The organism is Streptomyces sp. NPDC107528 (assembly GCF_055639295.1).
On record NZ_JBVKAV010000005.1, the window covers coordinates 358,449 to 379,801 of the forward strand.

13 protein-coding genes are annotated in these 21,353 nt (G+C 72.0%); 8 read left to right on the forward strand and 5 right to left on the reverse strand.

Translation table 11 applies throughout. The features are described 5' to 3' along the window. Window positions 1-37: 37 nt before the first annotated feature. Complete coding sequence (locus ACZ7L5_RS18550; RefSeq protein WP_471517824.1) at window positions 38-706, forward strand: TetR/AcrR family transcriptional regulator; 669 nt, start codon at window positions 38-40, stop codon at window positions 704-706. 84 nt (window positions 707-790) lie between these two features. Here ACZ7L5_RS18550 and ACZ7L5_RS18555 read toward each other — a convergent pair whose 3' ends face one another. Beyond that, on the reverse strand, window positions 791-1,225 hold the full coding sequence (locus ACZ7L5_RS18555; protein WP_328877190.1) for a hypothetical protein: 435 nt from the start codon (window positions 1,223-1,225) through the stop codon (window positions 791-793). Between the two features lie 28 nt (window positions 1,226-1,253). Further along, window positions 1,254-2,093 (reverse strand): DUF1206 domain-containing protein, encoded by an 840-nt coding sequence (locus ACZ7L5_RS18560; protein ID WP_471517826.1) that lies wholly within the window; start codon window positions 2,091-2,093, stop codon window positions 1,254-1,256. Window positions 2,094-2,224: 131 nt separating this feature from the next. Between ACZ7L5_RS18560 and ACZ7L5_RS18565 the strand changes: the two genes are divergently transcribed. From ACZ7L5_RS18565 to ACZ7L5_RS18575, 3 genes are all read left to right on the forward strand, one after another. Then, on the forward strand, window positions 2,225-3,043 hold the full coding sequence (locus ACZ7L5_RS18565) for an alpha/beta fold hydrolase (RefSeq protein WP_471517828.1): 819 nt from the start codon (window positions 2,225-2,227) through the stop codon (window positions 3,041-3,043). 114 nt (window positions 3,044-3,157) lie between these two features. After that, a complete protein-coding gene (locus ACZ7L5_RS18570; RefSeq protein WP_471517830.1) occupies window positions 3,158-4,081 on the forward strand; it encodes an immunity 49 family protein in 924 nt (307 codons plus the stop codon). Between the two features lie 23 nt (window positions 4,082-4,104). Next, complete coding sequence (locus ACZ7L5_RS18575; protein ID WP_471518126.1) at window positions 4,105-4,647, forward strand: AAA family ATPase; 543 nt, start codon at window positions 4,105-4,107, stop codon at window positions 4,645-4,647. Window positions 4,648-4,703: 56 nt separating this feature from the next. Here ACZ7L5_RS18575 and ACZ7L5_RS18580 read toward each other — a convergent pair whose 3' ends face one another. The 3 genes from ACZ7L5_RS18580 to ACZ7L5_RS18590 all read right to left on the reverse strand — a co-directional run bounded on the left by ACZ7L5_RS18580 (window position 4,704) and on the right by ACZ7L5_RS18590 (window position 14,905). Next, the gene (locus ACZ7L5_RS18580) at window positions 4,704-6,167 is read right to left on the reverse strand and encodes a tryptophan 7-halogenase (RefSeq protein ID WP_471517832.1); all 1,464 of its coding nucleotides are present in this window, start codon (window positions 6,165-6,167) and stop codon (window positions 4,704-4,706) included. Window positions 6,168-6,266: 99 nt separating this feature from the next. Continuing rightward, window positions 6,267-14,345: an SDR family NAD(P)-dependent oxidoreductase gene (locus ACZ7L5_RS18585; RefSeq protein ID WP_471517834.1), complete on the reverse strand. Its 8,079-nt coding sequence runs from the start codon at window positions 14,343-14,345 to the stop codon at window positions 6,267-6,269. 95 nt (window positions 14,346-14,440) lie between these two features. Further along, complete coding sequence (locus tag ACZ7L5_RS18590) at window positions 14,441-14,905, reverse strand: hypothetical protein (RefSeq protein WP_471517836.1); 465 nt, start codon at window positions 14,903-14,905, stop codon at window positions 14,441-14,443. 387 nt (window positions 14,906-15,292) lie between these two features. On the opposite strand from ACZ7L5_RS18590, the gene ACZ7L5_RS18595 reads away from it, so the two are divergent. From ACZ7L5_RS18595 to ACZ7L5_RS18610, 4 genes are all read left to right on the forward strand, one after another. Continuing rightward, entirely contained in the window at window positions 15,293-15,829 is a 537-nt protein-coding gene (locus tag ACZ7L5_RS18595) for a hypothetical protein (RefSeq protein WP_471517838.1), read from the forward strand. 382 nt (window positions 15,830-16,211) lie between these two features. Continuing rightward, entirely contained in the window at window positions 16,212-18,335 is a 2,124-nt protein-coding gene (locus ACZ7L5_RS18600) for a hypothetical protein (RefSeq protein ID WP_471517840.1), read from the forward strand. 86 nt (window positions 18,336-18,421) lie between these two features. Further along, entirely contained in the window at window positions 18,422-19,933 is a 1,512-nt protein-coding gene (gene pelF / locus ACZ7L5_RS18605) for a GT4 family glycosyltransferase PelF (protein WP_471517842.1), read from the forward strand. Continuing rightward, complete coding sequence (locus ACZ7L5_RS18610) at window positions 19,930-21,342, forward strand: hypothetical protein (protein WP_471517844.1); 1,413 nt, start codon at window positions 19,930-19,932, stop codon at window positions 21,340-21,342. The genes pelF and ACZ7L5_RS18610 overlap by 4 nt, the downstream gene beginning before the upstream one ends. The last annotated feature ends 11 nt before the right edge of the window (window positions 21,343-21,353 follow it).

Sequence of the window (21,353 nt, forward strand, 5' to 3'; positions counted from 1 at the left end):
ACCCTACGGTAAATTACCGTAGGGTAAATTAGAGCCCATGACAAGACTGAACTCCAAGGCCGGTACCAAGGGCGTGCCACGGGCCGCGCGCGAACGGCAGGTCCTCGCCGCGGCCACGGAGGAGTTCGGTCGTCATGGCTACGAAGCCACGACCGTGGCGGCCGTCGCCGCGCGCGTGGGCGTCACCAAACCGCTGGTGCACCAGTACTTCGGCAGCAAGCAGGATCTCTACCTCGCCTGCCTGAAGCCGATCGGCGACCGGCTGCTCGAAGCCATCCGCGCCGCGATGACTGCGGGCGACACGGACGGGCCGCCCGCGCCCCTGCGTGTGCTGCACGGGTTGTTCACGGCGCTGGACGGGCAGCGCGAGGCGTGGTTCGTCCTGTACGACGCGTCACTCCCGCCCGACAGCGACGCCGCCGACCGCGCGGCGTACTACCGCGGCGCCATCGACGACCTGGCGGCGATCGGAACCGCCGATCTCGTGCACGCGGACGGTGCCGGCGATCCGCTCGACGCCGACGCGCTCAAGCATGCCTGGAGGGGCCTTTGCACGGCCCTGGTCCGCTGGTGGATCAACCACCCCGACCAGACGCCGGAGGCCATGGCACAGAGGTGTGCGCGGCTCTTCGTCGTCGGACGCGGCGTCCTGGGCACGGGTGGCGACAGCGGGTCACCTTCGGAGCCGAGCGCACCTACCTCGTAATGCGCGTACTCGGCCGCTCTGGGACCGTGCGGCGGTGCGACGGGCATGGCCCGATCGGACGGTGCCCGCCGCTGCCGCCGCCGCTCAGAAGTCCGTGGGCAGCCCGCTGGCCTCGGCAATTCCCCGGAGCTCTTCTGTCTCCCTGTGCCGTTCCCTGATGTAGTCGGCGATCTCGCTGAGGCGGTCGGGGTCGGAGGCGGTGGTCGCGTCCGTGACGATCCGGACCGGGCCGGTGTCGTCCACGTCGATCTCGACCACTTCGTTGTCCATACGGCCGGTGACGGCGGTGGCGATCACCAGGGCGGCCTCGTCGCGCACCTCCTGCGGCAGCTCCTCGCCGCCCCCGGAGTCGAGCGCTACGTCGAGGCCGGAGAGGCGCTCCTCGGCGATCGCCTGGAGGACCGGTTCCACCAGGCGCCGCAGAAGACGGTAGTCCTCCGTGTCCATCCGGATGCGCAGGAGGTCCAGGTACGCGTCCACGGGCCGGCCGTCGCCATTCGGAATCTCGGAATCGCTCATCTGCTCCGTGTTTCCAGCACGACGCCGCTCACACACGTTGCCAGCGAGCCATGGCGAACGAGAACACACCGAACAGCACCAGACCGGCTGCGACGCAGGCCAGCAGCCAGGGGCCGAGCGGAGTGTCGGCGAATGTACGCAGAGTGTCGTCCAGCCCCTTGGCCCGGTCGGGCTCGTAATCGATCGCCGCACGGACGGCGAAGACACCCGCCACGGCGAACACCAGCCCGCGCGCCACACCACCGACCACACCGGTGACGTCCACCAGCTGTCGTGCCCGGCGGCTCATCTGCCCGAGCTTGAGCTTGTCGTGGTACTTGCGCAGGATGGCCCGTACGGCGATCCAGCCGCCGGCCACGACGACGGCGATCCCGGCCGCGCCGACCAGCCACTGGCCGGCGGGCATCTCCAGTGCCCTGGAGGTGGCGTCCCGTGACTGCTGGTCACTGGATCCGCCACCACTCTGGTTCCGGGTCGCCGCGAAGGACAGCACCGAGTACGCGACGAAGACGTAGAACGCGAAGCGGACGGTCGCCAGCAGTCGCTTGCGCGCGCTGCGGCCGTCCTTGCCGACGGAACCGAACAGCGCCTCGGACAGCCGCCACAGGGCCATCCCGACGAGGCCGATGCCCAGCGCCCACAGCAGTACCGCACCAAATGGCCTGTGCGACAGTTCCTCCAACGCCCCGCCGCGGTCGGCCTGTTCGCCGGTGTTGCCGAAGGCGATCTGCAGCGCCAGCACACCGACGAGCAGATAGATCACTCCCCGGGCGGCAAGACCCGCCCGCGCCGCTCCCTCGGTGACCGAACCCCGCGCTGCCCGCTCCGCCCGGAACCGTCCCGTACGTGCCAACGCACTCGTGTCCATGGAGACCTCCCGGCAGACCGAATGCCCCGGCAATGCCGTCACACACGCTGCCCTGCCGCCGGCCAGGGGAATTTCCGGTCAGCCGGGGCCGGTGCCGTGACCGCGTCGGTGTCCTGGGGCAGGTGTTCTCCATGGGCGCGTACGTGGAAGCCAACGGAACCACGATCTGGACCGAGAGCCGGGGCGAGGGGCCCGGTGTCCTGCTGATCGCAGGGCTGAGCGATCCCGCGGAGGCGTGGCAGGCGCAGCTCGACGGGCTGTCGGACCGGCACCGGGTCATCGCCTTCGACAACCGGGGGTCGGGGCGGACCCCGCTGCCCGACGGGCCCATGTCCGTGGCGATGATGGCCGACGACGCCGCGGAACTGCTCCGGGCTCTCCAGATCGACAGGGTGCATGTCGTCGGTTTCTCGGGCGGCAGCGCGATCGCGCAGGAGCTGGCGCTTCGTCACCCGGAAGCTGTCCGCAGCCTCGTCCTCACAAGTACGTGGGCACGAGCGGATGCGTACTTCACCAGCATGGCCCGCTTCTGGCGGTGGCTGGTGACACAGGCGCCGGACGAGCGCGCCATGCTGGAGGCGTTCTTTCTGTGGATCTACACGCCGCGCGCCCACGCCGACGGCACGGTGGAACGGTTCATCCAGGAAACGCTCGCCTTCCCGTACCCGCAGTCCGCCGAGGCCTTCCAGCGTCAACTGGAGGCGTTCATGCCCCACGACACACTCGACCGGCTTCCCGGCATCACGGCACCGGCCCTCGTCCTGGCCGGCGAACGGGACATCGCCGCGCCGCCGCGGTTCGGACGGACCGTGGCCGACGTCATCCCTGGCGCCCGCTTCGAGATCCTGGCGGGGGAGGCGCATCAGCCGTTCCAGGAGTCCCCGGACGTGTTCAACGCACGGGTTGGTGACTTCTGGCGCGAGGTCGAGGGCGGGATCCTGCCGAACTGAACCGACGACAGGTGACCTCGGGCCGACGAGGAGTCTCAAGGTGACCTTCGGTACCGCTCCCGTCCGCACGTACGCGTGCCCGCACTGTCAGTGGGTGCTGCCAGGATGACGTACATGAGGATCAAGGAAGTCGCACGTCACGAAGTCGCCGAGCAGCGGATCGAGAACACCCTCGAGCGCGGGGCCCACACGGCCTTCGGTCACGCATCGGCCATGCGACACGACGGTCGGCCGTTGCGCCGGAGTCTGCGTGAAATGGGCGGCGATCTGCTCGACTTCGCCGCTGCCCGCACCCTGCAGGACCCCGCCCTCGACGAGCCGCGATCCCGTGCTGTCCTGCTCACGGCGGCGGAGTGCGCCCTGGGGGAGCTGACGTTGGGCTGCTTCCCCAACGGCGACTTCGACATTCCCCTCCCTCTCGTCGGCGAGACGCTCAGCAACGCGGACATCCGGTACCGGGAACGCAGCGAACCCGCCGTTCCGGCGACCACGGCCCGGACCTGGGTCCAGGCGTTCGCCCTGTGCGTTGCCAGTGGCCTGATATGGCAGCGGGAGCGCGTGATCGGCCCGCTGCTGCACGAGGACTACGCGCCCGCCGTCCGTGACGGAATCCCGTACTCGGAGCGGGAGTCGGTATCCGCGCCCGCCGACCTCGCCGAGATGGACGCGCTGTGCGCCTACCTGACCGTCGTGCACGGGCCGGTGCCCGGCGCGCTGCCCGGCCCGGTCCCGCTGTGCAAGCCGGACGCGGAGGCCCGTGCGCGGGCGGCCGGGCAACTCGACGCCGGCGGGACGCCGACGCCGGACCAGCGGCTGCTGCGGGTTCTTCTCGACGACGACCAGGTCACTTTCGAACGTGCCCTGGAGGAGCGGCTCGTGGCGCACCGGGTGAACGTCGGAAGCGACCCGGCCCCACGCAGTCTGCTGCCGGTGGGTGTCGTGGCGCTGGCCGCGCTGGCCTCCCTCGCACACGGCTGGCAGTTGGGCGTACGGTCCGGCTACCTGCCCGAATCCCTGGTGCGTGCGCCGCGGCGGTAGCCGTCGGTAGCGTGGCCGTCGTGATGGTGGGAACGGGTGAAACCCGGCTGGTCGTCCTGCGCGGCAACAGCGCCTCCGGCAAGTCGTCCGTGGCGGCCGGCCTGCGCGAGCGGTTCGGCCGCAACCTGGCCCTGGTCGGCCAGGACAACCTGCGCCGTATTGTGCTGCGCGAGCGCGACCGCCCCGGCGCCGCCAACATCGGCTTGATCGACATGACGGCCCGCTACGCACTGTCCGCCGGGTTCCACACGGTCGTCGAGGGCATCCTGAACGCCGACCGGTACGGCCCGATGCTCACAGACCTGATCCACGACCACCGGGGTACCACGCGCTGCTACTACCTGGACGTGCCGTTGCAGGAGACCCTCGTGCGGCACGCGACGAAGCCCGATCCGGCGTTGCTGGCCCAGGTCACCGACCAGCACCTGCGCGACTGGTACCGCGAGCGGGACCTGCTGCCCGACGGGATCGAGACCGTCATCGGCGCAGGGAGTTCCTTGCACGCGACGGTGGACCGCATCATGCGCGAGACGGGCCTGGACGGGGTGCCGGCGATCGACCGCTGAGGGGACACGGGGCGGCTGGACCGGCTGACTGATCCGATGCCGCCCTCCCGTGCGCGTCATGAGACCCAGGACAGGCCGTCCGCCGCGACGGTGAGTCCCTCAGGGGTGGTCGGGCCCGGTTCGTCGAGCGGACTGCCGTACAAGGCCTGTTCCTGGAGGTCATTGCCGGTGCGGAAGGTGTCGGTGACGACTTGGGTGGCCAGCAGGGGGTTCACGCGGTCGTCGCCGGTCGCCAGGCGGTCCACCGCGCTGTTCAGTTCGGCGGACGCGGCACTCCAGTGGGCGTGGCCGGCGGCGATCACTGCTGTGTCGCCGGAGGCCACGCCGCCGGCCAGCTCGGCGAAGGCGGCGACTTCGTCCAGGTCGACCCGGGTGACCTTCTTCGCCGACCAGAAGTACGACTGCTCGTTGCGCTCCATGTCGTAGAAGGCGATGAGGAACTCGTAGAACACGCCGTACTCACGGCGGTAGCGCGCCTCGAACTCGGCGAAGCCGCGCACCTCGGGGACGCTGCCGTCCAGGGCGGAGTTCACCGCGCGGGCGGCCAGCAGGGCGCCGTACGTCGCCAGGTGGACTCCGGAGGACAGCACCGGGTCGACGAAGCACGCGGCGTCTCCGACGAGGGCCATGCCCGGTGTCCACAGTGACTTCTTCCAGTACGAGTAGTCCTTGCGCACGCGCACCCGGTCGTACGGCGGCTCGGTCGCGACCGGTACGCCCGTCAGCAGGCGGTCGACTTCCGGGCACGCCTTGATCATGTCCTGCCATGCGCCGCGCGGGTCATGCTGGACGGCCGCATAGTGCTCGGGTGAGATCACGGCGCCGACGCTGGTGAGGTCGTCGCGCAGCGGGATGTACCAGAGCCATCCGGCGTCGAACGCGGCGCAGAAGATGTTGCCGCTGTTCGGTTCGGGGAGGCGGCGGCCGCCGGCGTAGTAGCCGAACACGGCGAGGTTGCGGAAGAAGTCGGAGTACACGCGGGCGCCGCCGACGTGAGGGTGAATCCGGCTGGTGTTGCCGGACGCGTCGATCACGAACCTGGCGTGCGCCGTGCGCGCGGTCCCGTCGGAGTCGGTGTAATCGACGCCGTGCACCCGCTCGCCGTCGGTGAGAACGCGGCGTACGGGACTGCCCTCGCGCACGTCGACGCCGACGCGTTCGGCGTTGCGCAGCAGGATCTCGTCGAACCGGGAGCGCTCCACCTGGAAGGCCGTCGCGGTGGGCTCGGGCAGGCGGGGCGTCATGGAAAAGGAGAACTGCCAGGGCTCAGGGGCGCGGCCCCAGCGCAGTGTCCCGCCGCGTTTGAGGGTGAAGCCGGCTCGCGCGACCTCGTCGGCCACTCCGAGGATGCGGCACAGCCCGTGCACGGTGGCGGGCAACAGCGACTCGCCGATCTGGTAGCGGGGGAAGGTCTCGCGCTCCAGCAGGAGCACCCGGTGCCCGCGCAGGGCCACGGCCGTCGCGGCGGTCGAGCCGGCCGGCCCGCCGCCCACGACGACGAGGTCGTAGTCCGAGGTCATCGAAGGGCTCCTGTTCTCGACTATGGCTACGCGGCCAGGCATTCGTGATGGCCATTGCAGTGGTGGTGTGCGTCGTCATCGGGGCGTGGGTGCTCGTGGTCATCCGGTCAGCCAGGCACGGATCGCCGCTGCCGTGTCGTGGGCATCGCGGTTCAGCACGGAGAAGTGATCGCCGGGCAGGTCCGCGCTGTCGTGGGACAGCGGCCAGTGGGGCTGCCAGTCCCCGTCAGGAGCCGTCTGCCGCATGTGCGGGGTGGGCCGGCCACGCAGCAACAGGGTCGGGACCGGCGACGGTTCGGGCTGCCAGTTCTCGAGCACGCGCGCGTAGCCACCCCCGGTGATCAGCAACGAGTCGTCCAACTGGTCGACCACGTCGTCCGGCAGAGCGGCGCCGGCGGACACCAGGGCCAGCCCGCGAGGGTCGTTGCGGCGCATCAGTCCGGCATGGGAGTCGATCAGGATCACACCGGCCGGCGGGTGTCCCGTGTGCGCGAGACGACGGGCAACGGCGTGCGCGATCGCGCCGCCGGCGCAGTAGCCGACGATCACCGGTGCCCGGTCCGTGGGCAGAGCCCGCACGGTCTCGGCGTGCGTCCGCACCAGCGTGGCCATGCCGTCCGGGACGGCCCGGCGCGTCCCGAATCCGGGATGCTCCAGCAGGTACAGGTCGCGCTCGCCGTCGAACCGCTCGGCCAGAGCGGTGGGTTCGCGGTGCAGCGGCGAGAGGTAGTCCGGGATGTACGCCAGCGGTGTGCCGCCGCCGTGAGCGAGCCGGACCGGCGGGACGGCATGCCGGGTGCGTTCCTTCTCGGAGAAGGTCGGCAGGGCGTGGGACGCGAGATGCCGCAGACCCATCGCCTCCAACGGCCCCTGATCGCACAGCACTCGGTGGTAGAGGGCGCTGAACCGGAAGGGGGAGGAGGGCGTGGAGTGAGGGTCGTGCGCGTCCCTTACGTCGTGCGCTTCCGCTGAGCTGTCCGCCCGGTCTGCCGCCGGAGTTGGTGTTTCGGAACTGTCCTGCGGCACCGCGCCCGCCTCGACCAGAGCGGCGTGGACGTGCGCGGCCAACTCGGGCAGCGTGGGGAACTCCATCACGACGGTCGGAGCCAGGCGCACGCGGGTGAACGCGCTGAGGCGGTTGCGGAGCTGTACGGCAGTCAGCGAGTCGAAACCGAGCTCGCTGAAGGCCCGTTCGGCGGGGAGCGAGGCCGGGTCGGCGAAGCCGAGCACCGCGGCGACCTCGACGCGGATCAGCTCGGCCAGGACGGTCTCACGTTCGGCCGCGGCGACGACGGCGAGCCGCTCACGCCATGCGCCGGGCGCCGGCGCCGCAGCCCTGACGTCCCCCTCAGCCTCAGCAGTCCCAGGGTTCGGTACGTCAGGGACGTACCGCTCCGACCGAGCCGTACGCTGTGCCACCAGATCCGCGAGGACGGACGGCGCGGCCGGGCCGCCCGCTGCCGCGAGGTCCAACGGGATCGGCACCAGCACCGGTTCCGCAAGGCGCATGGCCGCGTCGAGGAGTCGTACGCCTTCCCCTTCGGTGACGGACAGCACGCCGCCCTCGCCGAGGCGGGCGGGCGCGACGCGGGCCGCCATCCCTTCCTCGTCCGCAGTGGTCCACGGACCCCACGCCAAGGCCTGGGCGGGCAGCCCGTGCGCCACGCGGTGCCGGGCGAGCGCGTCGAGGAAGCCGTTCGCGGCCGCGTAGTTCGACTGGCCCGGCCGGCCCAGGACTCCGGCGGCCGAGGAGTACAGCACGAACGCGGACAGACCGAGGTCCTTCGTCGCCGCGTGCAGATGCCAGGCGCCGTCCGCCTTCGGCGCGAGCACGGCCGCCAGCCGGTCCCCGGTCATCGTGTCCACCACGCCGTCGTCCACCACCCCGGCAAGGTGGAAGACCGCCGTCGGCGCCGGTCGGCAGGAGGCGACCAGGGCTTCGACGGACGCGCGGTCGCTCACGTCGCACGTCACCACGCGCACCTTCGCCGGCAGACCGCCCGCCCAGTCCGGGACGCGTCCGCTGCGGCCCGTCAGCAGGAGGTGCCGTACCCCGCGTTCGGCGACCAGATACCGCGCGAGGCTCACTCCGAGCGCACCTGTGCCGCCGGTGATGAGCACCGTCCCCTCGGGGTCCAGGGCGGGCGGCTCGGTGGTGGGCGGATCCGTGAGGATCAGGCGGGGCACCAGGACCACACCGTCGCGCACACGAACCTGTGGCTCGCCGGATCGCAGCGCCGTCTCCAAGTCCCCTGATGCGGTTTCCAAGTCCCGTGGCGAGCCCGGAAGTCCACCCCGGTCGACCAGCACGATCCGGTCCGGGTGCTCGGACTGGGCACTGCGCACGAGCCCGGCGACCGCGGCCTCGGCGAGGTCCGGGTCGTCGCCGGTGGCGTTGTGGGTGAGCACCATCAGACGGCCCGGCCGCGCATCGGAGGTCCATTCGCGTACGGCCTCCAGCACGGCGGTGAGGAGCTCACGGACGCGTTCGGGCGGGGTGGCGTCCGCGGGCAGGGCCGCGGCGAGTCGGGCCACGTCGAGGAGTTCGTGCTCCGTGCTCGCGTCGTGGACCGGCGCCGCGGGCCGCCAGGTGAGGCGGTATGTCTCGGCTCGCGCTGCGGCGGCCGTCGGGATCGCGCGGGTGACCATGGACTCCACGGCGGCCAAGGGCCGACCGGCGGGGTCGGTGAGGGTGACCCGGAACTCGTCCTCACCGAGGCGCCGTACGACGGCCCGCGCCGCCGAGGCACCGGTGGCGTACACCGTCAGGCCCGTGCAGGCGAGCGGGGCCCGCGGCTCACGCGTTCGCGCGCCCGGCTCCTCGGCCAGCAGCGCGGCATGCAGCGCCGCGTCGAACAGAGCGGGGTGCAGGGTGTACGACTCGGCTGTTGCCGATTCAGCAGCTGACAGCGCCAGTTCGGCGAAGACCTCTTGGTCCCGGCGCCACAGGGCGCGCACCGCGCGGAAGGCCGGCCCGTAGTGGTGGCCGTTCGCCGCGAGGCGCGGATAGTCGACGGCTGTCCGCTGGGCGCCGGCGGGCGGCCACGCCCCTCCCGGCTCGGTGGGCGGAGCCTGGGCCGGCGCGGTCGTCGCGGTGGCATGCCGGCTCCACGGCCCCGTGGTGCCGGCCGTGCGGGCCCAGACGGTGACCGGGCGCCCGCCCGCTGCGTCCGGTGCTCCGGCCACCACCTGCACCTGTATCCGATCCGCCGGGGACAGCACGAGCGGCTCGTGGAAGGCCAGTTCGGCCAGCCGGACGGCGCCGGGGGTGCCGGTGGCTCGGCAGGCCAGTTCGGCGAAGAGGGTGGCGGGCACCACGGTCCGGCCGCCGATCGCGTGGTCGGCGAGCCAGGGGTGGTACGTGGTGGACAGTACGGCGGTGTGCCGGATCCCGGGCCCGTCGGCATCGTGCTGCGGCAGGCCCATCAGGGGGTGACCGGACGGGGTGCGATGCCGGACGGCGTTCAGCCAGTAGCGCTGTCGCTGGAAGGGATAGGTGGGCAGCGCACGCCGACCTGCACCGCTGCCCGCGTACACCGACCGCCAGTCCACCGGCACCCCGTGCACATGAAGCGCGGCCAGCGCCTCCACTGCCGTACGCGGATCGGGGCACGACGTGAACACCGCGCCCGCGTCCGGCGCGACGCAGTCCTCTGCCGCCACTGCGAGCGAGGAGGAAGGCGCGGCCTCGACGTACGCCGTGATGCCTTCGCCGGCCAGCCAGCGCACCGCGTCGGCGAACCGAACCGTCTCACGCGCCTGCCGTACCCAGTGCTCGGCGTCGGTGAGCGCGTCCTGCTCCGGACGGCCGGTCAGCGTGGACACCACCGGAACGGACGGCCGTTGGAAGGTCACCGTCTCCGCGACCGCCCGGTACTCGGCCAGCATCGGGTCCAGCAGCGGTGAGTGGAAGGCGTGGCTGACCCGTAGCCGGTGGGACGGGCGTCCGATGGCGGCGGCCAGCGCGGTCACCGCGTCCTCGGCGCCGGACAGCACGACCGACGTGGGTCCGTTGACCGCCGCGACCGCCACCCGGCCGGGCTCCTCACCGAGATGGCGAGTGACGTCGGCCTGCGTCGCACGCACGGCGATCATCGCGCCGCCGGTGGGCAGGGCCGCCATCAACCGGCCGCGGGCGGCGACCAGTCGGACCGCGTCGGCCCGGGAGAACACACCGGCAAGGTGAGCGGCGGCCAGCTCACCGATCGAGTGACCGACCAGGAAGTCCGGCCGCACGCCCCATTCGGCGAGCAGCGTGTGCAGGGCGACCGTGAAGGCGAACAGCGCGGGCTGCGCGTAGTCGGTGCGATTCAGCAGGGCGGCGTCGGGGGAGTCGATCACCTCCAGCAGCGGCCGGTCGAGCCAGGGCGTGAACTCCTCGCACCACCCGGTGAACGCCGCGTCGAAGACCGGGAAGGCGGCGCGCAGTTCGCTGCCCATCCCGGGCCGCTGGCCGCCCTGGCCCGCGCAGAGCAGCGCCACCTTCGGGCGGGTACGGGCGGTGCCCCGCAGCAGCGCCGGTGTGTCGACACCGTCGGCCAGGGCGCGCAGCCCGGCGAGCAGCCCCTCGGCATCGGCGGCCAGCACGGCGGCCCTGTGGGAGAGGGGTGCCCTGCTGGTCGCCAGTGAGTACGAGACGTCCAGCGCTGCGGACGCGCCGGTCACATCAGCCAGCGCGGCGGCCAGCTTCGCGGCATGGGCGCGCAGGCCGGCCTCGTCGCCGCCGCCGACCAGCCAGGGCGTTGTCGGCAGTCGGGCCGCCGGCACGGTCGGGGCGGCCGGGAGGACGTCGGTGCCGGGTGCCCGCTCCGATCCCGCGCCCGATCCCGCGCCGGCTCCGTGCGGGGAACGGACGCCCGGTTCCGTGCTCGCCACGGCTCCGCCCTCGGACCCGGACCCGGTGACCCCCGCCCCGCCACCGGAATCGGCCTCCGTCGGCTCCTCGATGATCACGTGGGCGTTCGTACCGCCGATGCCGAACGACGAGACCGCCGCACGCCGCGGCCGTTCCCGGCGTGGCCATGGCCGCGCCCGGTCGAGCAACCGCACCGCGCCGGCGGCCCAGTCGACGTGCGGGGAGGGCTGCTCCGCGTACAGCGAGGCCGGCAGTTCGCCGTGGTGCATCGCCTCGATCATCTTGATCACGCCCGCCACGCCTGCCGCGGCCTGGGTGTGCCCGAGGTTCGACTTGACCGAGCCCAGCCACACCGGGTCGTCCGGATCACGGCCCTGCCCGTAGGTGGCCAACAGGGCGCCGGCCTCGATCGGGTCACCGAGCGCGGTGCCCGTGCCGTGCCCCTCCACCACGTCCACGTCCGATGCCCGCAGTCCCGCGTCGGCGAGGGTCAGCCGGATCAGTTCCCGCTGCGCTTCGCCGTTGGGGGCGGTGAGACCGTTGGACGCTCCGTCGGAGTTCACCGCGGACCCGCGCAGCACGGCCAGCACCGGATGGCCGTTGCGCCGGGCGTCCGACAGCTTCTCCAGCAGCACCAGACCGACGCCCTCGCCCCACGCGGTGCCGTCCGCACCCGCGGCGAACGGCCGGCAGCGGCCGTCCGGCGACAAGGCGCGCTGCCGGCTGAACGGGACGAACGGCTGCGGACTCGACAACACCGTCACACCGCCGGCCAGTGCGAGCGTGCACTCCCCGGCGCGCAGCGACTTGGCGGCCAGGTCCATCGCGACCAGCGAGGACGAGCAGGCCGTGTCCAGGGTCATGACCGGTCCGCGCAGCCCCAGGACGTAGGCGATACGTCCGGAGGCGACACTGCCGGACGACCCGATGCCGATGTGCGACTCCAACTCGTGCGGCGAGACGCCGTTGCCGTAGCCGACGTGCATCAGTCCGACGAACACGCCGGTGCTCGTGCCGCGCACGTCCGGCGCGGGAATGCCGGCGCGTTCCAGAGTCTCCCAGGCGACTTCCAGCAGCAGGCGGTGCTGAGGATCGGTGGCCATCGCCTCGCGCGGCGACATACCGAAGAACAGGGGGTCGAAGTCCGCCACGTTGTCGAGGAAGCCGCCACGCCGGGCGTACGTGGTGCCGATCCGGTCGGGGTCGGGATGGTGGAGGGAGTCGATGTCCCAGCCCCGGTCGGTGGGAAAGTCGCCGGTGGCGTCCACTCGGTCGGCCGTCAGACGCCAGAGGTCTTCGGGCGTGACCACCCCACCGGGGTAGCGGCAGCCGACGGCCACGATCGCCACCGGCTCGGCATGCGGACGCTGCGGTGCCGCCGTCGCGGGCGCGGCCGGGCAGGTGGCCGTGGGCGCGGCGGTCCGCTGCAGTCGGGCGTCCAGATAGGCGGCGACCGCGGCCGGGTTCGGGTGGTCCCAGACCAGCGTCGCCGGCAGCCGCAGCCCCGTGCGCAGGCTGAGCCGGTGCCACAGGGACATCGCGTCCATGGAGGTCAGGCCGAGATCGGCGAACGCGGTGCCGGGATCGGCGGCCGACCCGCGGATGGCCGATGCCTCCGCACACACCAGGTCGGTCAGCGCGGCCCGCCGCTCGCCGGACGTGCGGTCGGCGAGCAGTTCGAGGGTCGGCTCGGCCGCCCGCTCGGCGAGGGCCTCGCGCAGCAGGGCCCGGCGCGGCTTGCCCGCAGCGGTGCGCGGAACGGCCGGCGTGAACAGGACCTCGTCGGGAACCTTGTGCGCGGAGAGCACCGCGGCGCAGGCCCGCACCAGGCCCGCAGTGTCGAGGGTGGACTGTGCGGGAACCACGAACGCCACCGGAACCTCGCCGAGCAGCGGATGCGCCCGCGCCACCACGGCCGCGTCCCGCACCCCGGGCAGGCCGCGCAGCACCTGCTCGACCTCGGCCGGGTCGACGTTCTCGCCGCCGCGTACGATCCGGTCGCCGACCCGCCCGGTGACGCTCAGGCAGCCGTGCTCGTCGAGTCGACCCAGGTCACCTGTCCGGTACCAGCCGTCGCGTACGGCATCGGCGGTCTCCTCGGGCCGGTTGTGGTAGCCGAGCATGACGCCAGGTCCGCGGACCCAGATCTCGCCCTCTGCGCCGTCGGTGACCGTGCGTCCGCTCTCTGGATCGACCAGCCGAATGTCCGTACCGGGCAAAGGCGGCCCGCTGCTGCCGCGCCCCGACGACCCGTCGGGCAACTCCATCGCGATCTTGCCGCAGGTCTCGGTGCTGCCGTAGCCGTCGAGGAGCGGCGCACCGAACCGTGTCCCGACCTGCTCTCGCAGATCCGGGTCGCTGGGGGCGCCGGCGGTGACACAGAATCGCAAGCCGGGCATTGCCCCCAGGCCGCCATCGAGCAACTGCCGGTACGTGAGGGGAACTCCACCGAGGACCGTGGGCGCGTACTCCTCGACCAGCCGGACCAGTTCGCCCGGCTCCGGTGCCGCAGTGATCCGTGCGCTCGCACCGGCCACGGTGGTCCCCAGTACGCACAGCGAGTGGGCGTAGGTGTGCGACAGAGGCAACGGCCACAGCACCCGGTCGGTCGCCGCCAGCCCGAGCCGGGGGACGTAACAGGCGACGGAGGACCAGAGCGCGGAGCGCTGGCTGGACACCGCGGCCCTGGGCGTACCGCTGGTGCCGGACGTGTAGAGCAGCCACGCCGGTTCGTCCAGGCCGAGATCGTCAGGGGGCGAGGCCGGGGTTTGGGCGACGAGGTCCTCGAATCGCGCGGCGCCGTGGGGCAGTTGGCCCTCGCCGGTCACCACCAGCCGCAGTTTCCGACCTGCCGTCAGCCGGGCGATCCGCGGCAGGTTCCGCCGGTCGGTGACCAGTACCTCCGGATCACAGTCGGCCAGCAGCGCCGCGAGTTCCGTGTCGGTGGCGCGAGAACTCAACGGCGCACCGACGGCGGTGGCCCGTACGGTGGCGAGGAGACCCTCGACCACCTCCACGCTGTTGTCCAGGCAGAACGCCACCCTGGCACCCCGGCGGACCGCCAGCCGCACCGCCAAGCGAGCCGTCCGACGCTCCAGGTCGGCCCAGCTCACCGCGCGCCGGTCATCGGCGAACGCGACCTTGTCGCCATGGCGTAAGGAGTTCTCGACGAGCAACTCCGGGACAGACCGCACCTCGAACACGTCCGCCACACCCACCAGACATCCCCCTCGTCCGCACCGCGTCGACTTGTCGATCAGCGTACGGCGCGGGAGACGGTGCACGGCGGTGAAGGCCTGTGATGCCGCCGGGGACGCGCTCACGACGTCACACGACACTCAAGGGCGGTCACCGCCACCGAAAGGATCGCGGTGACCGCCATCGACGAGTGCCGCAGGGTCAGGGAGGGGGCGTTGGGTCAGTCGGCGTAGACCCGGCCGTCCTTGATGACGTAGTGGGTCGGCTCGGAGCAGCCGAGGGACGGAGTGAGTAGCAGGCTCACCGTCAGCGGGGCGGGCTCGGTGCTTGCGGTGGAGAGCTGGCAGACGGCGCCCGCGCCGGTGAGGGGGAACCAGAACCAGCCGTCCACGTCGCCCACGGTGACGCGGTCCGACTCCTTCCAGGTGCCGTCCGACTGCGTGTATACCTGCAGACGCACGGAGGCGGCGTACTCGTCCTGCGTCGAACGCAGAGCGGTGAGCGTGATCTTGTAGTCGGTACCGAGCACCGACGAGGCGATCTGCCGTGTCTGCGGCGCTGCGGCTGCCGTACCGGCCGTCGACGCCCCGGCGCCGGCGGCGCCGAGTGCCGCCGCCATCAGCATCGTGAGGGCTACGGCCGTGCCGCGGCGGGTGCGGGTGCGGGTGCGGGTGCGTGTGCACATGCGTGCCAAGCTCATGTGTTCCCCCGTTGGAACGAGTTGGGAAGAAACGCTCGGAGGCGTTCCGGTCAGAGGTGAAGACACGTCACCTCGGTCTGGGGTTGTACGGGCTTTCGGCCGCGGTGGCGGGCCGGCTCGGTGAAAGTGGACGCGGCTGCCGAGCTGCCCCGGAACCTGCGGTGGAAGGCACCGCACAGGGCCGGACCATCCGCCTGCCCCGTCCCGGGCCGGGGAATTGGTGTCGTAGGTGATGGTGGGAGCCTTGCCGACCTTTGGTCAGCAGGGTGTAGCCCAGAAGGATCTCCATCGGCGTTCGTCAGGACGGCGTCCCGTCGGCGGGCTACCGTACAGAAACGCTGCGTCGCCCACGGTCGTCCGAGGAGGAACCCTGTGCCATCGCCCTGCGATCCCGAGAACGCTCCCGTCGGCGATGTGGGTGCAGCACTCATGATGATCGACTCTCGGCTCAGAACCATCTACGCGGGCAAGGCCGAGACCGACCCCGAACAGCAGCAGCTGGTCGACCAGTTCATCGCGTCGCTGGGCCCCGAGGAAGTCGATGACCTGGTGGACGGCGCGTGCACGCTGATCTACATGTTCGTGCAGTGGCTGCGTATGACCTACGAGGACCACGACAGGGACGTCATCGAGTACGTGGTGCCCAGTTTCGTGGGCTCGCTGCGCATGATGCCCAAGAGCATCCCTGCCGAGTCCATTCCCACGATGGCCGCCCTGGTCGTCGCGGCCGGTACCGGCCTGAGCCCCGGGCTGTGGCGCAAGCAGTTCGGCGACTGGACCGGGGACGAGATGAACCCCCTGGAAGCCACGGCGTTCCTGCTCGCCGAGCACATCAACCGGATCACCGACGACCGCGACTTCGCCACCCGCATGATCACCGAAGCTCTGTCCAGCTCGAACATGGACTGACGCAGAGGTTGACCTGAAACCGGCCCGCAGCCATCCCTGCCCACCGGTCCAGACCAGTGGCGGTCGAACCGGAGCTCTCCAGCAGCCCGCGGATGCCGGATTCCCCCCTCCCACCTGGGCCGTAGAGCCTGGAGCGCCCCACGGCGGTCCTCCGTGATCCACCGCCGAGGCCGCCGTCGGCCCGGAGGGACCGTTCGCCACGCACCTGCGTTTTTCCGTCAGGTTGCGCAGCAAGACCACGAAAGCTCCACAGATACCTCACTATTTGACGCGACGGATGCGTCGACGACCGGTCTCTGAGGGGGAAGCCGGCGTCACGCGCGGGGGTGCGTTCGCTCAGCGGAGCCGTGCTCGCCCCTGCCCTGGGAGGGGACAGCACCGCATGAAGCGGACCTTGAGCACCACTCTGCTCACGACGGGCGCGCTCATAGCCGCCTTAGGTGTACCGACCGCATACGCCGCGGATCCGCCGCCGCCCCGCATCGACCTGCGGGTGCTCGTCGTCAGCGATGGAGGCCCGGCCACCGACGCCATCGCCGCCGAACTGGACACCGCGGGAACCCCGTACACGGAGATCGACCTCACACAGTCCGGCCGCCCGGTGATCGATGCCGGATATCTCGCGGACACCGTGGACGGCCGGGACCGCGCCAAGTTCCAGGCGGTCGTCCTTCCCAACGACAACCCGTTCCCCGCGAACTCGCCCGAGATGGCCGCCCTGGTGGCCTACGAGAAGGCCTACGACGTCCCGCAGGTCGACGCGTACACGTACGCCCGCCCCGAGGCCGGACTCCAGTACCCGGTGTACGGCGGCTACTCGGGCAGCGTCGACGGCGTGCAGGCCCGGGTGACGGACGCCGGGCGGGCGGGTCCGTTCGACTACCTCGACGGGCCGGTGCCCTTCGAGGACAACTCGCCCACCGTCGGCGAGAGTTACGCCTTCCTGTCGACCCCGATGGCCGGAGCCGACTTCACTCCCTACGTGCAGGCGCCGATCCCGGGCACGAGCAAGCAGGGCTCGCTGGTGGGGGAGTACCGGCACGACGGGCGGCGTGAACTCGTCGTCACCTTCGTCTACAACCAGTACCAGCAGCAGTTCCGGCTGCTCGCCCGCGGCATCGTCGAGTGGATGACCGGCGGAGTGCACCTGGGCGCCTCCCGCAACTACTTCGCCGTACACGTCGACGACGTGTTCGCCGCCGACGACCGCTGGAACTCCACGCTCAACTGCACACCCGGCGACGTGGACTGCACCGACCCCGACGCCACGCCCGACCCGATCAGGATGACGCCCACCGACGTCGATCACGCCGTCACCTGGCAGCGCGAGCGCGACTTCACTCTCGACCTCGCCTACAACGGCGCCGGCAGCGTCGACCACCGCGAGGACAACAACGGAGCCGACCCGCTGGCCGACCGACTCATCGCCGGACGCGCCGAGTTCCGCTGGATCAACCACACCTACACACACGCCTTCCTCGGCTGCGAACAGGACACCTCCGTCGTGCCGTGGCGGTGCGCCACCAACACCGACGGCAGCACCAAGTGGGTCAGCCGCGCCGATGTCGCCGACGAGATCGCCCACAACCAGGTGTGGGGTCAGCAGGCTCAACTGCCTTTGGGCAATGACGAGTTGGTGACCGGCGAGCACTCCGGGCTGCGGGTTCTGCCGCAGCAGCCGGCCGACAACCCCAACCTGGCGCTCGCCCTCGCCGACACCGGCATCGGCTGGCTGGCCTCGGACAACTCCCGTGAGCCCGGCCAGCGGAAGGTCGGGCCCGCCACGACGGTCCCCCGCTACCCGATGAACATCTTCTACAACGCGGGCCGGGCGGCCGAGCAGGTCGACGAGTACAACTGGATCTACACCAGCCGCGCACGGGGCGGCAGCGGCATCTGCGAGGACAACCCGGACACCACGACCTGCCTGCCCGCGCCGCTCGACACGGCCACCGGCTACGCGCAGCACATCGTGCCCCTGGAGCGGCAGATCGCTTTCGGCCACGTCCTCGGCAACGACCCCAAGCCGCACTTCATCCACCAGTCCAACCTGGCCGAGGACCGGATCGCCTACCCGGTCCTGGACGGCGTGCTCGACACCTACGACACGCTGTTCGCGCAGAACACGCCGATGGTCAACCTGCGGATGAAGGACATCGGCAACGAGCTGAAGCAGCGCGCCTCCTGGCGGGCCGCGGTGGGCGACGGGCAGGTCACCGCCTACCGGATCGGTGACACCGTCACCGTCGAGAGCCCCGGCGGCGTGGCCGTCCCCGCCACCATGCCCGAGGGCACCACCCGGGCCGGCTCGGCCTTCGGCGAGGCGTACGCGGGCGAACGGTCCGGGTGGGCCCCGGCCGCCGAGCCGCTCACCCTCACCCTGCCGCAGTCCGCGGCCTCCACCACGGCCCCCGGCACGGGCGGTGCCGCGTCGGCCACCGCCCCGGCACCGGACGCCCGCGTGCCCGAGGGCGTGGCCGAGCCGGTCCTGCCCGCGGGGAGCTGACCGGCGTACCGGCAGCGAGGTCCCGGCCGCCCGTCGGCAGGCCGGGACCGGCATCCTTCCCCACACCTCGGCCGTGGAGCACATCAATGCACGTTCACCACGGCGCGCGACGCAACGACGCCGCGCGCGTCACCCTGCTCACCGAAGGCACCTACCCGCACAGTCACGGCGGCGTGAGCGTCTGGTGCGACCAGCTCGTCACCGGCATGCCCGACATCGAGTTCGACGTCATCGCCGTCACCGGCACCGGACGGGAGCCCATCGTGTGGGACCTCCCCGACCACGTCCGCGACGTCCTGTCCGTTCCCATGTGGGGTTCCGCTCCGGAGGGCCGCCCACCGCGCGGCCGGTCCCGTCGCAGGCTCACCGACGCCTACGAGCGGTTCCTGACCGCGCTCGTCGACCCCGGCGCCGAGGACGGCTTCGCACCCGCCCTGCACACCATGGCGTGGGCGGCGGCGAACGGCGAACTCAGCCCATTCCTGCGGGGCGACACGGCGATCGCCGTCCTGACCGCCGTATGGACGCGTCCCGGGCTGGCCGTGCGCGAGGCGCGGCCGACCCTGCACGACGCGCTCACCGCCACCGCCCTGCTCGAACACGCGTTGCGCCCGCTGGCCGCGCCGTCCCCGCAGGACGGCGTCGCACACGCCGTCAGCGGAGGTGTCGCCGTCCTGCCGGGGCTCGCCGCCCGCGAGCGGTACGGAGTTCCGCTGCTGCTCACCGAGCACGGGGTCTACCTGCGCGAGCGCTACCTCGGATACCGCACCGCGCCGTACCGCTGGCCCGTCAAAGCGGTGATCCTGGACTTCTTCCGGCTGCTGGCCGAGGAGAGTTACCGCCAGGCTGCCCTGATCACCCCGGGCAACCGCTACAACCGGCTGTGGGAGGAGCAGGGCGGCGCCGACCCGGAGTCGATCCGCACCGTCTACAACGGCGTCGATCCCGCCGCGTTCCCGCCGGCCGGTCCGGAGCCGGAGGCCCTCACGCTGAGCTGGGCCGGGCGCGTCGACCCGATCAAGGACCTGGAGACCCTGATCCGTGCCTTCGCGCTCGTCCGGGACCGACTGCCGGACGCCCGCCTGCGGTTGTTCGGGGGTACGCCCCGGGGCGGAGAGGCGTACCGCGAGCGCTGCGAGGCCCTGGCCGCCGAGCTGGGGCACGGCGACGCCGTGACCTTCGAGGGGCGCGTCGACGACATCAAGGACGCCTACGCCGCCGGCAACGTGGTGATGCTGTCCAGCATCAGCGAGGGCTTCCCGTTCACGCTCATCGAGGCCATGTCGTGCGGCCGGGCGACCGTCTCCACCGACGTCGGCGGAGTGCGCGAAGCCGTCGGCGACACCGGCCTCGTGGTGCCGCCGCGCGACCCGGCCGCCATGGCCGCCGCCGCGCTGGAGCTGCTGGACGATCCCGTCCGGCGCCGGGCGATGGGCGAGGCGGCACGGCTGCGGGTGATCGAGCAGTTCACCCTGCGGCAGACCATCGACACCTTCCGCGCCATCTACCACGAACTGGCGGCAGGCAAAGCAGAGTTGCCCGCCAGAGTCGTGCTGCCCGCTCCGGCGGTCACCGGCACGAGGAGCCTCACCGGATGAGCGGACCGATATCCCTCGAACCCGGCGACGCGGGGCAGGACACCCTCGCCCTGCGGCTGGCCGAACCCCGCCCGCCGCGCCGCCGCCCACGCTGGGCGCTGGACGACGCCACACTCGCGATACGGCTGCCCGGCCACGGCCCCGACGAGGCGGCGGTCAGCACGCTCGCCGCCGAACTCGCCGACGCCATAGGGCCCGCCGTCCATCCCTACGAGGTGGCGGCGCTCCTGGAGGCGGAGGGCCTGTCCGCCTCGCTGATCAAGGAGCGGTACGGCCACCCCAACCTCTTCTCGCTGGCTACCGCGCTGTACGAGAGGGTGCCCCGGACGTTCCCCGAGCCGCCGCCCGCGACCGACCCGTGGCGACCGGACACCCTGCGCTGCCTGCTGCGCGGCGTGCTCTTCGCGCTCCCCGCCCTGGCCTACCTCCTCATCGCACCGCTCTGGCCGATCGACCGGCACGCGCCTGTGCTCATCGTGGCGGGCATCGCCTCGTGGGCGTGGGGACAGGCACTGGGCCATCGCGCGCACCTGCGACTGGTGACCGGACGCCGGGAGGCGTCAGGCACGCTGCTAGCCGGGTCCGCACTGGGCGCCGCGGTGGCCACAGCCCTCGCCGCGCTGCCCGCCGACGGCCCGTCGGCCATCGGCGTGGCGGCCGCCCAATCGCTGTATCTGGCCGGGGCGAGTGTGCTGCTCGTCCTGGGCCGCGAGCGACTGCTGCTGGCCGCGCTCAGCCCGCTCATCGCGGGCGCCGCGGTACTCCCGTGGTGGGAGCCCGGGCCGGAACTGCGGGTCGGGTTGCCTCTCCTCGCCCTGCTGGCCACGTCGGTGGCCGCCGGACGAGTCCTGTGGGCGGGGCGCGCAGGCCAGGCCGCTGCCGACGCCGGGCGGCCGCGACTTCGCGCATCCCTGCCGTACGGTCTGTTCGGACTCGCCGCGGCGGTGCTCGTCATGCTGGAGGGCCGGCGGCAGCCGTACGCGGTGATCGCACTGACCCTCAGCATGGGCCCCGCCGAGTGGCTGCTGTACCGCTACCGAGGCTGGTCGGTCGCCGCGTTACGCGTCAGCGCGACTCCCGGCACCTTCCTGCTGCGCTCGGCCGCCGTACTCGGCCTGTGCCTGTCCGGCTATCTGCTGTTGCTGCTGCCGGCGGCCCTGCTCACCGACTCCGAGGCCTCCCTTCTCCTGCTCGCGGCGGCCCTGTGGACCGCCCTGCTCCTGCAGGCGTTCGGGGTGGCCTGGCCGCCCGCCGTTCTCTGCCTGGCCGCCGCCGGCGCGGCCGGAGCGGTGACCCTGCTGCACCTGCCACCGGGACCGGCCGTACTGCCGGCCGCCTGCGGTGTGGCCGCCGTCTGTCTCGCGGCCTGCGCGATACGCCTGCTCGGCCGGCCCTCCCCGCACGCCTGACCACGCGAACG